Annotated in this window: 13 protein-coding genes and 1 tRNA gene; 5 read left to right on the top strand and 9 right to left on the bottom strand. The window is 39.2% G+C overall.

The features are described 5' to 3' along the window. Window positions 1-40: 40 nt before the first annotated feature. Together D1003_RS08770 and D1003_RS08765 are read right to left on the bottom strand one after the other, a co-directional pair. Window positions 41-652, bottom strand: coding sequence for a vancomycin high temperature exclusion protein (locus D1003_RS08770; RefSeq protein WP_153936496.1), 612 nt, complete (start codon window positions 650-652; stop codon window positions 41-43). After that, entirely contained in the window at window positions 649-1,758 is a 1,110-nt protein-coding gene (locus D1003_RS08765) for a 2Fe-2S iron-sulfur cluster-binding protein (RefSeq protein WP_153936495.1), read from the bottom strand. The genes D1003_RS08770 and D1003_RS08765 overlap by 4 nt, the downstream gene beginning before the upstream one ends. A 27-nt stretch (window positions 1,759-1,785) precedes the next feature. Between D1003_RS08765 and D1003_RS08760 the strand changes: the two genes are divergently transcribed. From D1003_RS08760 to D1003_RS08750, 3 genes are read left to right on the top strand one after another with little or no spacing between them, the layout of a single operon-like run. Next, complete coding sequence (locus D1003_RS08760) at window positions 1,786-2,325, top strand: TlpA disulfide reductase family protein (RefSeq protein WP_014938475.1); 540 nt, start codon at window positions 1,786-1,788, stop codon at window positions 2,323-2,325. Between the two features lie 4 nt (window positions 2,326-2,329). Next, the gene (locus D1003_RS08755) at window positions 2,330-3,307 is read left to right on the top strand and encodes an iron ABC transporter permease (RefSeq protein WP_153936494.1); all 978 of its coding nucleotides are present in this window, start codon (window positions 2,330-2,332) and stop codon (window positions 3,305-3,307) included. A 3-nt stretch (window positions 3,308-3,310) separates the two neighbouring features. Then, a complete protein-coding gene (locus tag D1003_RS08750; protein WP_153936493.1) occupies window positions 3,311-4,213 on the top strand; it encodes an ABC transporter ATP-binding protein in 903 nt (300 codons plus the stop codon). A gap of 26 nt (window positions 4,214-4,239) precedes the next feature. Here the strand turns inward: D1003_RS08750 and D1003_RS08745 are convergent, their stop codons facing one another. From D1003_RS08745 to D1003_RS08715, 7 genes are all read right to left on the bottom strand, one after another. Further along, window positions 4,240-4,533, bottom strand: coding sequence for a hypothetical protein (locus tag D1003_RS08745; protein WP_185148343.1), 294 nt, complete (start codon window positions 4,531-4,533; stop codon window positions 4,240-4,242). Between the two features lie 239 nt (window positions 4,534-4,772). Then, window positions 4,773-7,955 carry a carbamoyl-phosphate synthase large subunit gene (gene carB, locus D1003_RS08740; protein WP_004920019.1) on the bottom strand — a complete coding sequence of 1,061 codons (3,183 nt, stop codon included), beginning with the start codon at window positions 7,953-7,955 and terminating at the stop codon, window positions 4,773-4,775. A 19-nt stretch (window positions 7,956-7,974) separates the two neighbouring features. Further along, the gene (locus tag D1003_RS08735) at window positions 7,975-8,652 is read right to left on the bottom strand and encodes a DUF6261 family protein (RefSeq protein ID WP_153936491.1); all 678 of its coding nucleotides are present in this window, start codon (window positions 8,650-8,652) and stop codon (window positions 7,975-7,977) included. Window positions 8,653-9,023: 371 nt separating this feature from the next. After that, window positions 9,024-9,416 (bottom strand): inner membrane protein YiaA, encoded by a 393-nt coding sequence (gene yiaA / locus D1003_RS08730; RefSeq protein ID WP_052910711.1) that lies wholly within the window; start codon window positions 9,414-9,416, stop codon window positions 9,024-9,026. Between the two features lie 53 nt (window positions 9,417-9,469). Further along, window positions 9,470-9,898, bottom strand: coding sequence for a hypothetical protein (locus D1003_RS08725; protein ID WP_153936490.1), 429 nt, complete (start codon window positions 9,896-9,898; stop codon window positions 9,470-9,472). Window positions 9,899-9,914: 16 nt separating this feature from the next. Continuing rightward, the gene (gene carA / locus D1003_RS08720; protein ID WP_153936489.1) at window positions 9,915-10,991 is read right to left on the bottom strand and encodes a glutamine-hydrolyzing carbamoyl-phosphate synthase small subunit; all 1,077 of its coding nucleotides are present in this window, start codon (window positions 10,989-10,991) and stop codon (window positions 9,915-9,917) included. A gap of 57 nt (window positions 10,992-11,048) precedes the next feature. Beyond that, window positions 11,049-11,945, bottom strand: a complete 897-nt coding sequence (locus D1003_RS08715) for an aspartate carbamoyltransferase catalytic subunit (protein ID WP_153936488.1) — start codon at window positions 11,943-11,945, stop codon at window positions 11,049-11,051. Between the two features lie 274 nt (window positions 11,946-12,219). Here D1003_RS08715 and D1003_RS08710 point away from each other — a divergent pair, with 274 nt between their 5' ends. After that, a complete protein-coding gene (locus D1003_RS08710; RefSeq protein ID WP_052910700.1) occupies window positions 12,220-13,236 on the top strand; it encodes an asparaginase in 1,017 nt (338 codons plus the stop codon). Window positions 13,237-13,267: 31 nt separating this feature from the next. Then, a tRNA-Ser gene (locus D1003_RS08705) sits at window positions 13,268-13,354 on the top strand. The last annotated feature ends 822 nt before the right edge of the window (window positions 13,355-14,176 follow it).

The following is a 14,176-nucleotide window of genomic DNA, read 5'->3' as shown; positions in this document are numbered from 1 at the left end:
GTTTTTAAATAAATCTTAAAATATTATTAGCGTTTGCCATTTAATCTATCCCTAAAATAAAATAAGCCACTGCTTGTACCCTTGCCAAAAACTCCCTAGTATGATTTCTATAAAAATTTTCGGGTTTAGTAACATCTTGAGCACCGAAGGCCAACGCATTCATATTCAAGTTTCTTGCGATGAATAAAGCCCTCAAATTATGAAACCCTTGAGATATAATAATAACCTCATTTTTCTTATAATTATTCTTACATCTTACAATACTTTCCTTTGTACTAAAGCCTTTAGGGTCTTGTATGATGACACTTTCTGGGATACCTTCGGTTCTAATAAGATAGTTAGCCATCGCTTGAGGCTCGTCGTAATACGGACTTTTTTCGCCACTTACTATAATTTTCTTTATTTTCCCATAATGATAAAGTGCTGAAACAGCCTCCATTCGTTTTGTAAAATAAGGGTTAGCAATCCCCGACCTCATCTTAGGCGAAGTCCCTAAAACCAAAGCCACTTCTCTAGCTGGAATTTTACTAACCTTAGTATAAGTTCTACCATTGGTAAGGGCATACACCCAAAGATTAGCCAGCATCATAGCCAACACCACTAGCTCCACCAATCCTAAAATAGTTTTAAATATGCCCTTTAGTAGCCTCAAGACCAATCAAAATTAAGTTTTACTTTATTCGATAGAACAACCGAGGTACAAGTTAATATTTGCCCTTGTGAAAGTTCTTTATCGGTAAGATATTCATTTTCGGTCATTTCTACCTCGCCCTCTTCTAGCACACATCTACACGCCCCACATCTACCTGCTTTGCAAGAATATGGCAAACGATAACCTTTATCTAATACCTGTTGCAATAGCCTTCCATCATTATTTTCTAGCATCACTCCGGAGAAAGAATCTCCATCTATTTTCCATTCCACCTCAATATTTTCTACTTTAGGGAAAGTTTCTTCTTCGGGGAAGATTGTTCCTTCATAAGTATTGAAAAATTCAAAATGAATATTCTTCTTACGAATGCCATTTTCATAACTTCCTGTAGCCACCTCCTTTATCATTTCCGCAGGACCGCAAATCAAAATTTCGTCCACAGCGTCCCAAATGGTAGATTCTTCATCATCTTCGTCCAAATGCAATATTTGATTGATGATAAGATTCATTTTATGTCTATCTATTCTGCCAGAAAATAAGGCATTGGCATCTTCTTCTTGGGTATAGAAATAGTAAACTTTCAATCTATCTCCGTAGAATTGCTCCAGAGCCTCCAATTCTTTCTTAAGAATAACCTCCGACTTGGTTTTATTAGAATAGAAAAGGTAAAAACGAGTGCCTTTCTCTGTATGTAAAATATGCTTTAAATGCGAAATAATAGGCGTAATTCCTACCCCACCTGCATAGCCTAATATAGTACGCTTTTCACTGGGTTTATCTGCCAAAGTAAAGCGTCCTTTGGGAGCAGAAACCTCAATAATATCCCCAACCGAGTAATGGTTAAATATCTTCTGTGCAAAAGATTGAGGTGTATTGATTTTCAGCACTAATTCCAACTTATTTTCATAAGGAGCGTTAATGATGCTATAATCATTTTCTTCGCCTTCGTGCCTTAGCTTTACATACTGCCCAGATTTAAAGCGGAAATGCTCTTTATCCTCATATTCTAACGCTAGAAGAAAGGCATTTTTGGTAATTTCTTCTTTTTTAATTACCTTTAGCCCTTTAAAATCGGGGGTTTTAGTCTTCGAATTTAATTCATTCATAATAGTGGACAAATTTATAAAAAAATTATGAGAAAAATCTTAGTAACACTCGCACTTACGGCTCTAGTAATAAGCTGCAACGACAAAAAAACAGAAACTGTAACCACCTCTTCTTCTAGCGATAGCACCAAGGTAGAACAAACTCTTAAAGAAGTTTCTAAAGACGAACTTAGCCAACTAATAAAGGCTAAAGAAAATGACACTATCTATGTAACTAATTTCTTTGCAACTTGGTGTGGACCATGTATGATGGAAATCCCTCACTTCAAAGAAAAAATGAAGGAGCTAGATGGCAAACCCGTTAAATTTACTTTTGTGAGTATAGACGATAAAAAAGATTGGAACACAGAAGTTAAAAAATTCGGTGAAGAACAACAACTTTCTAAACATATCCTTTTGTTTGACGGACAACAATTTGATGATGCTTTTTTCAGTCAGAATTTTAAAATTTGGCGTGGAGAAGGCATTCCGTTTACTCTAGTTAGAAAAGGTAACAAAACCGAAGAAATAGAAGGCAGTATGTCTAAAGAAGACCTAGACCAGCTCCTTGCTACATTCTTAAAATAAACTGATGCTTAGAGGCAAATTCGGTATTTTAATGGTTAGTATTCTATTGGCGATAATCATTTTGGTTATCGTCAATTTGAATGTAGGCTATCTAGATTTAAGCCTAAAAGATTTTTTCCAAAACACACCTCAATCAGATATTGCTTCGTTGAGAATCAATAGGACTTTAGCCGTCCTCCTCGCTGGTATGGCGATACCTACCTCTGGCTTTCTGCTGCAAGAATATTTCCAAAATCCGTTGGCAGGACCATCGGTATTGGGCATTACTTCCATCGCTAGTTTGAGTGTGGCATTTTATATCTTTTTTTCGCATCAACTTCTCATTCCCGAATTTTTACAAAACGGATTTATCAGCCTTGTGGCCATTATAGGCAGTTTGGGACTGATGTTCTTCCTTATACTCCTCTCTAATAGATTTCGGGACAACACCTTTCTTGTGATTTTTGGATTTTTAATCTCCGCTTTGGCAGGCGCCATCATTTCCATTTTGCAAGTGTACGCCGAAAATCAAAGCCTAAAAAACTACATTCTCTGGAGCTTTGGTGCAAATAACCAACTCAACCATAACCAAATGATAATCCTCGTTACCCTTATCGGTATTGGGCTAATCTTTAGCTTCCGAAGTATAAAACCGCTCATCGGTAGCACTCTAGGAACCGCTTATGCCAAAAGTTTCGGCATCAATACCAATGCTCTTAAAGTATCGGTGATTTTAGCCTCATCTCTACTTTCTGCTAGTGTAACGGCTTTCCTTGGACCTATCCTCTTTATAGGTATTGTAGTGCCTCATTTTTGTAGGATGATTTTCAGTCCCGCCCTACTTTGGCATCAGTGGGTGCTTAACATTACGCTAGGCATTGCTATTATGGAATTGTTTTCTATCCTGTCCGAAATCAGTAAATTGCCTTTAAATATCATCACTTCCTTATTCGGAATCCCAGTGATTTTAGTAATGATGATGAAGCAACGCTCTAAGTATTAAACTATGTTTTTGGAACTCCGCAACCTCAACATTGGCTACCAGCAGCCACTCATCCAAGGCATCAATGCCCAAGCCCATCTAGGCGAAGTGGTTCTCATTATGGGGAATAATGGCATTGGTAAAACCACCTTAATAAAATCTATACTCAACCAGCTCAAGCCTTTAGCAGGGCAGATTTTCATCAATCATAGCTCTATTGCCACTTTAACTCCAAAGGAAATGGCACAGCTAATCTCCATCGTTTTTTCTAAATACACCCTTCCCAAAAATTATACTGTAACCGATTTGGTGGCTTTAGGCAAACTCATTCACTACCCATATTATTTTCAACTGACCTCGCAAGACCAAGCCGAAATACAAAACATCATTACCCACCTTGGGCTGGAGCGTTATAAAAATCAAAAACTAAACACCCTATCCGATGGCAACCTGCAGAAGGCTTTTATAGGCAGAGCTTTGGCTCAAAACACACCTGTAATGATACTAGACGAGCCTACCACTCATCTGGACGAATACAACAAAACGGCTATCCTGACGCTCCTACGAGAGTTGGCTCAACAGCACCGTAAACTTGTTTTATTCTCGTCCCACGATTGGCGATTGGCAAAGGATTTCTCTGACCAAATTTGGTTTCTAGAACACGGCAAACTAACGGCAGGTATGGCAGAAGATGTCTTGTTAAAGCTACCACTACACACTCCACTAGCCGAAACTTATGCAATGCCACTCATCAACGCCCCAGAAAGAGAAAAAGAACTGCTATTGAGTTTCATTAAAAAACACACCAAAGCCAACCTTTCTTGCTATGAGTTTACCTATACCTCTACCGAATGGCTCATCACTACCCCACTTGCCACGCACCGCTGCGGCTCCTTTGCAGAAATGTTACCACTATTTAAAGCCTAGATTGAGGGCTTTAATCCTAAACTTCGCTAAAAATCAAAAGAATTTATAGGGTCTAATTTAATACCCAAAACCTCTACTTTAATACCTAGAGGCTCAAATGTAAGACCTAGAGGGTCTAATTTAATACCTAAAACCTCTACTTTAATACCTAGAGGGTCTAATGTAAGACCTAAAGGGTCTAATTTAATACCTAAAACCTCTACTTTAATGCCCATAGGGTCAAATGTAAGACCTAAAGGGTCTAATTTAATACCTAAAGACTCTATTTTAATACCTAGAGGGTCAAATGTAAGACCTAGAGGGTCTAATTTAATACCCAAAACCTCTACTTTAATACCTAGAGGGGGCAAATGTAAGACCTAAAGGGTCTAATTTAACACCTAAAACCTCTACTTTAATACCTATAGGCTCAAATGTAAGACCTAGAGGGTCTAATTTAATACCTAGAGGATTGATTTTAATATCTAGTAGAAATTGTCAAATAGCCCAAGGGATTTATTCTAAAACCTAATTGAATTAAACTAAAAAAGCGAGGAAATTCTCCTCGCTTTTGGTTCATTTACATTGCCTGCATCTTGAAACTCATAGACTCAATCACCTTTAGGATAGCTTCCACCGTATCCATAGAAGTGAGGCAAGGCACCCCATTTTCTACCGACATACGGCGAATCTGGAACCCATCTCGCTCCGTTTTCTTACCTATGGTAGTGGTATTAACCACATATTGCACTTTTCCTTTTTGGATAAGGTCTATCAAATTCACTTCCTCCTCGCCTATCTTATAGCCTATTTTGGCTGGTATGCCTTTAGCTTCAAAGTATTTCGCCGTTCCTTCCGTTGCCCAGATTCTAAAGCCTACCTCGTGGAACCTCCTCGCAAAAACAGCCGCTTCCTCTTTGTGCTTATCTGCTACCGTAAAGAGTATCGCTCCGTGGGTTGGCACTTTTCTACCTGCAGCTATCATTCCCTTATAAAGGGCTTTTTCTAAGGTAACATCTTTCCCCATCACTTCACCTGTGGATTTCATCTCTGGTCCTAAAGAAATATCCACTTTAGTCAGTTTAGAGAACGAGAATACTGGTACCTTCACAAAAACGCCGTCCTTATTCGGCACGAGCCCATTAGTATAACCTTGCGAGGCTAAAGATTTGCCCAATATCGCCTTAGTGGCAAGGTTTGCCATAGGCACATCGGTAATTTTAGAGAGGAAAGGCACCGTTCTGGAGGAACGAGGATTGACCTCAATCACAAACACCTCTCCGCTTTGGTCTATCACATACTGAATGTTCATCAATCCCACAACATTAAGCCCCTTCGCTAATCGTATAGTATAGTCTTCTAAATCGTGGATTTGTTTTTCCGTAAGATTTTGTGGCGGATACACCGCAATAGAGTCGCCAGAGTGTACCCCTGCCCTTTCGATATGCTCCATAATCCCTGGAATTACCACCGTTTCGCCATCAGAAATGGCATCTACCTCTACCTCTTTCCCCGTTACATAGCGGTCTATAAGTACTGGGTGTTCCGGGCTGGCATCTACGGCGTGTTCCATATAATGGGTAAGCTCTTGCTCGGTATAGACAATCTCCATCGCCCTACCCCCCAATACATAGCTCGGACGCACCAAAACAGGATAGCCAATCTCATTCGCAATGGCAATCGCCTCCTCTTTAGAAGTAGAAGTTTTACCCAAAGGTTGAGGAATACCCAATTCTTGAAGGGCTTTTTCAAACTTATCTCGGTTTTCTGCACGGTCTAAATCTTCCAAAGAGGTTCCTAAAATTTTAACCCCATGAGCCGATAGTTTGTCCGCTAAGTTAATTGCGGTTTGTCCACCAAACTGAACCACCACTCCTTTAGGCTTTTCAAGTTCTATAATGTTCATCACATCTTCCTCTGTGAGGGGTTCAAAGTAGAGTTTATCCGAAATAGAGAAATCGGTGGATACGGTTTCGGGATTGTTGTTGATGATAATGGCTTCGTAGCCCATCTCTTTAATCGCCCAAACGGAATGCACGGTGGCATAGTCAAACTCTACCCCTTGCCCAATACGGATAGGTCCTGAACCCAAAACTACAATACTCTCTTTTTCTGTTACCACGCTTTCGTTTTCCTCCTCGTAAGTACCATAAAAGTAAGGCGTTTCGCTCTCAAACTCTGCCGCACAAGTATCTACCATTTTATAGACTGGCATAATGGCATTTTCTTTTCGGAAATTGAAAACTTCCCTCTGAGTAACGCCCCAAAGGTGAGCAATGTTTAAATCCGAGAAGCCTAACTTTTTAGCTTCTTTAAGCGTTTCGGCATTGAATTTATTTTCGGCAATGACTTTCTCAAAGTCCACCAGTTTTTTAAGTTTCCAAATGAAGAATTTATCAATCTTGCTCCATTCTACAATTTGCTCCCAATCGTAGCCTCTCCTCAAAGCATCACCAATGATGAACAATCGCTCGTCATCGCAAACTCTGATGCGTCTTTCTATTTCTTCTGGCGTAAGCTGTGCCGCTTGTTTGGTTTTTAATCCTAAGTGTCTGATGCCTGTCTCCAACGAGCGAATAGCCTTCTGTAAAGACTCCTCGAAGTTTCGCCCAATCGCCATTACTTCGCCAGTGGCTTTCATTTGAGTGGAAAGGCGGCGGTCGGCCGTTTCAAATTTATCAAATGGAAATCTTGGGATTTTGGTAACCACATAGTCTAACGCTGGTTCAAAACACGCATAAGTTTTGCCCGTAACGGGGTTCATAATTTCGTCTAAGGTAAGCCCCACCGCTATTTTAGCCGCTATCTTGGCAATTGGATAGCCCGTTGCCTTACTCGCCAACGCCGAAGAACGGGATACTCTCGGATTAACCTCAATGATATAATAATTGAACGAATGTGGGTCTAAAGCCAACTGGACATTACAGCCGCCCTCAATCCCCAAAGCTCTAATAATCTTCAGCGAGGCGTTTCTTAACAGTTGATACTCTCTATCCGAAAGCGTCTGCGAAGGGGCTACCACAATAGAATCGCCTGTATGTACTCCCACAGGGTCTATGTTTTCCATATTACATACTACAATGGCGTTATCGTTGGCATCACGCATCACTTCGTACTCTATCTCTTTAAATCCTGCAATGGATTTCTCAATCAAACATTGGGTTACGGGGCTGTATTTAAGCCCATTCGCTACAATTTCTTTAAGCTCTGTTTCATCGGAAGCGATACCGCCCCCCGTTCCGCCCATCGTGAAGGCAGGGCGAACAATCACTGGATAGCCAATCGTATTAGCAAAGTTAAGGGCTTGTTCTACCGTATTCACAATATCCGATTCTGGGACTGGCTCTCCGAGTTCTCGCATCAGTTCACGGAATAAGTCTCGGTCTTCGGCTTGGTTAATCGCTGAAAGTTTAGTTCCTAAAACTTCTACTTTGCATTCTTCTAATATCCCTGATTTTTCTAATTCTACCGCCATATTAAGCCCTGTTTGTCCACCCAGCGTTGGCAACAAGGCATCTGGTCTTTCTTTGCGAATAATCTGGCTGACAAACTCCAAGGAAATAGGCTCTATATAGACTTTATCGGCTATTTCTACATCGGTCATTATGGTGGCAGGATTGGAGTTGATGAGTATCACGCGATAGCCTTCCTCCTTTAGGGAAAGACACGCCTGTGTCCCCGAATAATCAAACTCGGCAGCTTGTCCGATGATGATTGGTCCTGAGCCTATTACCAAAATCGTTTTTAGGTCTGTTCTTTTCATTTTTTTTGCTTTCTTGGGATTATAGTCTGGCTTTTTTTATGGTTTCGTTAAGGTTGTTTGCAAGGTTGGTGTACGGGGTTTCGCCGTGGATAAGCGCAAGGGCATTAATGGTCTTAATAAGGCGGGAAAAGACCTCCTGCATCGCTTGTCTGGTCTGTTTGGATTTACCGATTTCTATCGCTCCACGCTCTTGGTTTCGGCTGTTGTAAAGGGTGGCAAATTTTTGGTTAGACGCCACAAGGGCCGTCGTCCACTCGGTAGCGCCTATGGTTTGCAAAGCCTCTTTGTGAGGGCTTTGGGCAAAGTCGTCCAAAAGATTAGTAATAATCCCCGTCTCCTCTTGCAGTGGTTTGTTGGGTAGGTTTTTGCCGTATTTTTCTATCACGAGCAGAAGGCTTTTTGCGGCTTTGCTCTTCGCCTCGTTAGGAAAATTAAGGAAAGCCCGGCAGTGCATCTGCAATCCTACCAAAAGGGTATCTCGGGTTTCGTCTTCCTTTTGCAGTTCTTCGGTAAAGTTGCTTTTAGCAAGGGGTTTCAGGGCTTCGTCCAAAGCGGAGAGTTTTTCATCAAATTCGGTTTTGAGGGCTTGCAATTGCAGGGTCTGCAAGTTTTCTTGCTCAAGTAAGCTCTTTATATTGCTCATTACTTGGTAGAACGCCATCAGTCTTACTTTGCTTAAACTTAATTCTTTTATCATTTTTACTTTTTTTATAGATTAAAATTATATTTTTTCTATCTTCTACCCCTGCGAGAGGCTGTTTTATTCATTTTTCACCCCGTCGCATTACGAATGGGTTACTTTCGGTTGTTTTTTGAGGCTTTCGCCATCTGCGAAAGGGCTTTTTTTCTTTTTTTGCTCCTACCGCCTTTTGCGAAAGAGGCTAAAACTAAATTCTTAGCACCGCCGCAATGGGCTACAAGGCGATGCAAAAGTGGGGGAAATTGTAAACCGTTTGCGACTTGCTCCTTACACCTTTTAGTATGCCACCGAAGAGTGCCTCCTCCTCGCTTGCCTCTTTCCCCATTCTAAACTCCAGATACCCCCACCTTCTTAAGGTGATTTTTGATTTATTTCGTTGCATTTAAGTTATCCCGTGTATTCTTTTGTACGGCTATCGCTCCAAAGAGAGCCAACAAAAAAGCAAACGCATAAAAGCCTTTTTCGCTTGGCAGCAGAGTGGCATTCCAAAGCCCAACCACCAAAAGTACAATAGACAAAATGGTGCTGAACCAGCAAATGCCGTAGTAAATATCGGTAATTTTGATGCCCTCTAATTTGTCCCTTACACTTTTTTGAAGGGAAACTACCGAGAAAAGACCAAACATTAAAACCGTAAAGTAGTAGCCTTTTTCGTTTAGTTCCATTTCGGCCCTCCATAGACCTATTAAATAACCTAAGATGCCTGCCCCTAAAGCCACCCAAGAAGCGCCGACAAATGCTGCTGATGTTTTCTGTACCATAATTGATTGTTTTATTTTTATCAGAATTTAAAGATAGTTAAAATTTACAGACACTAACAATCATGATTTTCGTAATTCAAGTTTTCTAACTTTTGTTCATAAACTTCCTTTTCTTTAGGCTGAAGTTTCTCTTGAACCAACTCCACTTTTAATTGCTTTTTGGTATCTGGGCTTATCCACAAACCACTAAAACCTTTTTTTGTTTTTTGTAACATCAGTACCCCAGTGAGCCCTTCCTCCACCAAAACAAACTGATTTCTATCATTGTTGTTTATATCCAGTTGTATCCATCTATCACTACCATAGCTGTACATTCCCATATAATAAAGGTCTCCTGTACATCCGTTATCTTCTGATTGCAGATACATAGTTATTGGAGTTTTACGGTCCATCATTCCCTTATACAAATAGGAATGCTTTTTTTGCCCAAAAACTTGAAAAGAAGTTCCTAAAAGGAATACTAATGCTATTATTATTCTCATTTTTGTTTATTTATAACTATTGTTTTTTCCATTCTTTCATCATCTCCACAAACTCATCAAACAGATAGTTGGCATCTTCTGGTCCCGGACTGGCTTCGGGGTGATACTGCACCGAGAAACAAGGGTATTTTTTATGACGCACGCCTTCGTTGGTTCTATCATTAAGAGCGATATGGGTTTCTTCTAAATCGGTATTTTTAAGGCTTTCTTGGTCAATAGCGTAGCCGTGATTTTGGGAAGTTATCGCCACCTTATTGGTTCTCAAGTCTAAAACAGGGTGGTTGCCTCCCCTATGCCCAAATTTCAGTTTGAACGTTTTAGCCCCACAAGCCAAACCTACCACCTGATGCCCCATACATATCCCGAAAATAGGCACTTTACCCAAAAGTTTTCGCACCGTTTCGTGAGCGTGAGGCACATCTTGCGGGTCGCCCGGACCATTGGAAAGCATAATGCCATCTGGTGCCATTAGTAGGATTTCTTCCGCCGTAGTATCGTGAGAAACCACCGTAATATCGCAGTTTCTTTGGGACAGTTCTCTAATAATTCCCAACTTGGCTCCGAAGTCGATTAGTACTACTTTAAACCCTCGCCCCGGTGCAGAAAAAGGTGTTTTGGTGGATACCGTTTCGATTTGGTTGGTCGGAAGCGATTGGGCTTTTAATTCGGCTATTATTTGGTTTTCGTCGGCCTCCATATCAACAATTCTGCCTTTGAGCACCCCGTGATTGCGGATAATTCGGGTCAGTTTTCGGGTATCAATCCCCGAAATACCTGCAATGCCTTTTTTACTGAAAAACTCCTCTAAAGCCATTTGAGAACGAAAGTTGGAAGGCAAATCACACACCTCCTTCACAATAAGCCCTTTAATGGAAGGCTCTATGCACTCGTAGTCATCACGATTGATGCCGTAATTCCCAATAAGCGGATAGGTCATACACACTATTTGTCCGCAATAAGACGGGTCGGAAATTAGCTCCTGATAGCCCGTCATTCCTGTATTGAAAACCACTTCGCCCTCGGTGTTAAGGTTTGCACCAAATCCCCAGCCGTGAAGCACTTCCCCTGATTCTAAAATTAGTTTCTTTTTCATTTTCAACTTTTAGATTTATATAGTTTCAAAAACCAATTCCATTAGTTTTTAGATTGATTATATTGTTTTAAACATCACTCCTTTGTCTTCCAAAGCCTGTTTTAGGATCGCCATTCGGGCGTAAACGCCGTTTTCCATTTGCTTAAATATTCTGGACTGAGGGCTTTCCACCAAATCCGTCTCTATTTCCACCCCTCTATTGATAGGAGCCGGATGCATAATGATAGTAGTTGGTTTCATTTGAGCGGCTCTTTCTTTGGTAAGACCGTATTTTTGATGGTATTTGTCTAAAGACAATTTCATTTTCTCTCCGTGTCTTTCGTGCTGAATGCGAAGAAGCATCACCACATCAACCTCTTTTACAAGCGTATCTATAGGCAGATAAGTCCCATTGATAAATTCGGCTTCATCAAACCAATCTTCCGGCCCAGAAAAATAGACTTTAGCTCCAAGTCGTCTTAGTGCCTCCGCATTAGAATTAGCCACTCTACTGTGCTTAACATCGCCTACAATCCCCACTTTTAATCCTTCGAACTTTTTAAATTCTTGATAAATCGTCATCAAATCCAACAAAGATTGCGAAGGGTGGTTACCTGTGCCATCTCCTCCGTTAATTATAGGAATGTTAATAGTCTCCAACTCCCTAAAATAAAAGTCTTGACTATGGCGAATGACCACTAAATCAACTCCAATACTTTCCAAAGTTTTTACCGTATCGTAAAGCGTTTCGCCTTTGTTTACCGAACTGGTAGAGACATCAAAAGGCACCACATTGAGTCCTAATTTCCTTTCGGCTACATCAAAACTTGTTTTGGTTCTCGTACTGTTTTCAAAGAAAAGATTAGACACATAAACTTCTTGTTGGCATTTAACTATTCTACCATTGGCAAACCCTTGCGCCTCTTCTAAAAGAGATCTAATTTTCTCTGTGGATAAATCTGAAATTGTAAGCATAACTTAAAAAAATTATAAAAAAAAACGAAGCCAATGGCTTCGTTCTAATAATAACAATATCTTTGTGAAGGACCTTGCCCTTCGGTTTTTAAATTAAATATGTTCTCTAAGTGACACATTAAACGCAAATATATAATATTTTTTCTATTCTCCAAATAGAGGAAAAGAAGAAAAACTTTATATATCTGATAAACAAAACTATAATAATTATCCACATCTAAGATATTGGTTTAAAATTTATCTAATTATATTTGCACGAGCGTTTTAATTAGTTATGAGAAGAAAAATATCACTCATCTATACTGGAGGGACAATAGGTATGGAAAAAAATTATACCACTGGTAGCCTCCATCCCTTTAATTTTAATCATATTTTTGACAAAATTCCTGAAATTAATTTATTGGAATGTGAGGTGTTTGTAACTTCTTTCGATACTCCAGTAGATTCTTCTGATATGGGTATAAAAGAATGGAAAACTATCGCTAAATATATAGAAAAACAGTATTCTGAATTTGATGGTTTTTTGATTCTACACGGTACAGATACTATGTCTTACACAGCGTCTGCCCTTAGTTTTATGCTTAAAAATCTTGACAAACCTGTTATTTTAACTGGTTCACAACTGCCCATAGGAGACCTTAGAACAGATGCCAAAGAAAACTTACTAACTAGCCTCTACTACGCTAGTTTGTACGAAAATGACAAAGCGGTAATACAAGAAGTAGCTATCTATTTTGAATACAAACTCCTACGAGGCAATAGAACCCTTAAATATTCCGCCGAATACTTTGATGCTTACCATAGCCCTAATTATCCAATACTTGGACAGTCTGGCGTACATCTTAATGTGGATAAAGAAGTGCTTTTAAGACCGAAATCTGAAATTTTTAGTGTAGATTATCATCTATCAGAAGAGGTGTTTTTCCTTAGGATTTTCCCTGGTATGAACTGGAACTATCTGCCCAATTTAGATAATGTTAAAGTGCTTATTCTCCAAGTTTTTGGCTCTGGAACTATCTTCAATAATAAACAAACGATAGAGACTCTCAAAAGAATTAGAAATAATAATACCGAAATCGTGATTATTAGCCAGTGTATTTCGGGTGAAATCTCCTTTGGTAAGTACGAAAATAGTAATATCTTTAGTGAAATAGGGGCCATTAGTGGTAAGGATATGACCGCTGAAGCTGCAATTACTAAAGCAATGCATATTGTAGGTAATCCTATGTATTCTAATGAAAGTTTTAGCAATGTTTTTTCTAAAAATATTTGTGGAGAAATGGCGGAATAGATTATTTTTTCTATATTTGCAACTCAATTTTAGAGAGGTGTCCGAGTGGTTGAAGGAGCTACCCTGGAAAGGTAGTATACGGGTAACTGTATCGAGGGTTCGAATCCCTTCCTCTCTGCAGAGTGATTTATTTGTAGTCTAAGAAAGGGAGTTCTGAACAGCTCCCTTTTTTTGTATTTATAAGGATAGTAGCTCTACTCGGTAAGACTAATACATTGCTATTTCTATAACAAAGGCGACTTTATATTACCCCAATAGTCTGTGTAATGATATGCATAATGCTTATCTCAATAAGCATTATGCTCTTCGGCTATTGGAAGAATTTGCCACTTTGGCAGTCTTTTTTTATTGCGTATCGCTCCGTCATCGCTCCGTCGTGTCTCCGTCGTAGGTTCGACAAAACTCCGAAACTTATTTTTACTTTTTATGACAGTTTGACAGTATATTTTTAATTCGTTTTAGTATCATTATTTGATACACAATTTTTCTATTAGTTTCTTAAAATATGGTATCTGTCCCAAAACTAAGGGACTTATGAAAGTTGCTATACATGTTACATAAAACATTGTTCCCTCTGGTAGCAACGGAATATTTTTACCCCAAATAACTCTTGTTAAAATTGATAAATCAACATAAACAAATAGGTTAAATAGAGAGAATGATAATGGTTTGTATATGTTAATATTCCTAATATGCTTAAATAATAGAAAATACAGTATTATAAATGGAACCCCATAAAATAATACTCTCCAAACATTCCATAAAATAGTAACACTAAAACTTCCTTTCAAATTAAATTCTTCAAAACTGCAATAAAAAAAAACTAAAAAAAAACTACTCGTTATCTCAACTATAAAAAGACTTATATATAAAATCAGAACTTTATTCATTGTAAACATATTTGTATTACTATAATTGTAAAGGCTTCTATAAAAATGTT

It is taken from the genome of Riemerella anatipestifer (assembly GCF_009663465.1).
Taxonomy (GTDB): domain Bacteria; phylum Bacteroidota; class Bacteroidia; order Flavobacteriales; family Weeksellaceae; genus Riemerella; species Riemerella anatipestifer_C.
The sequence above is the reverse complement of the archived record's forward strand: the minus strand, read 5'-3'. Positions and strand labels throughout refer to the sequence as shown.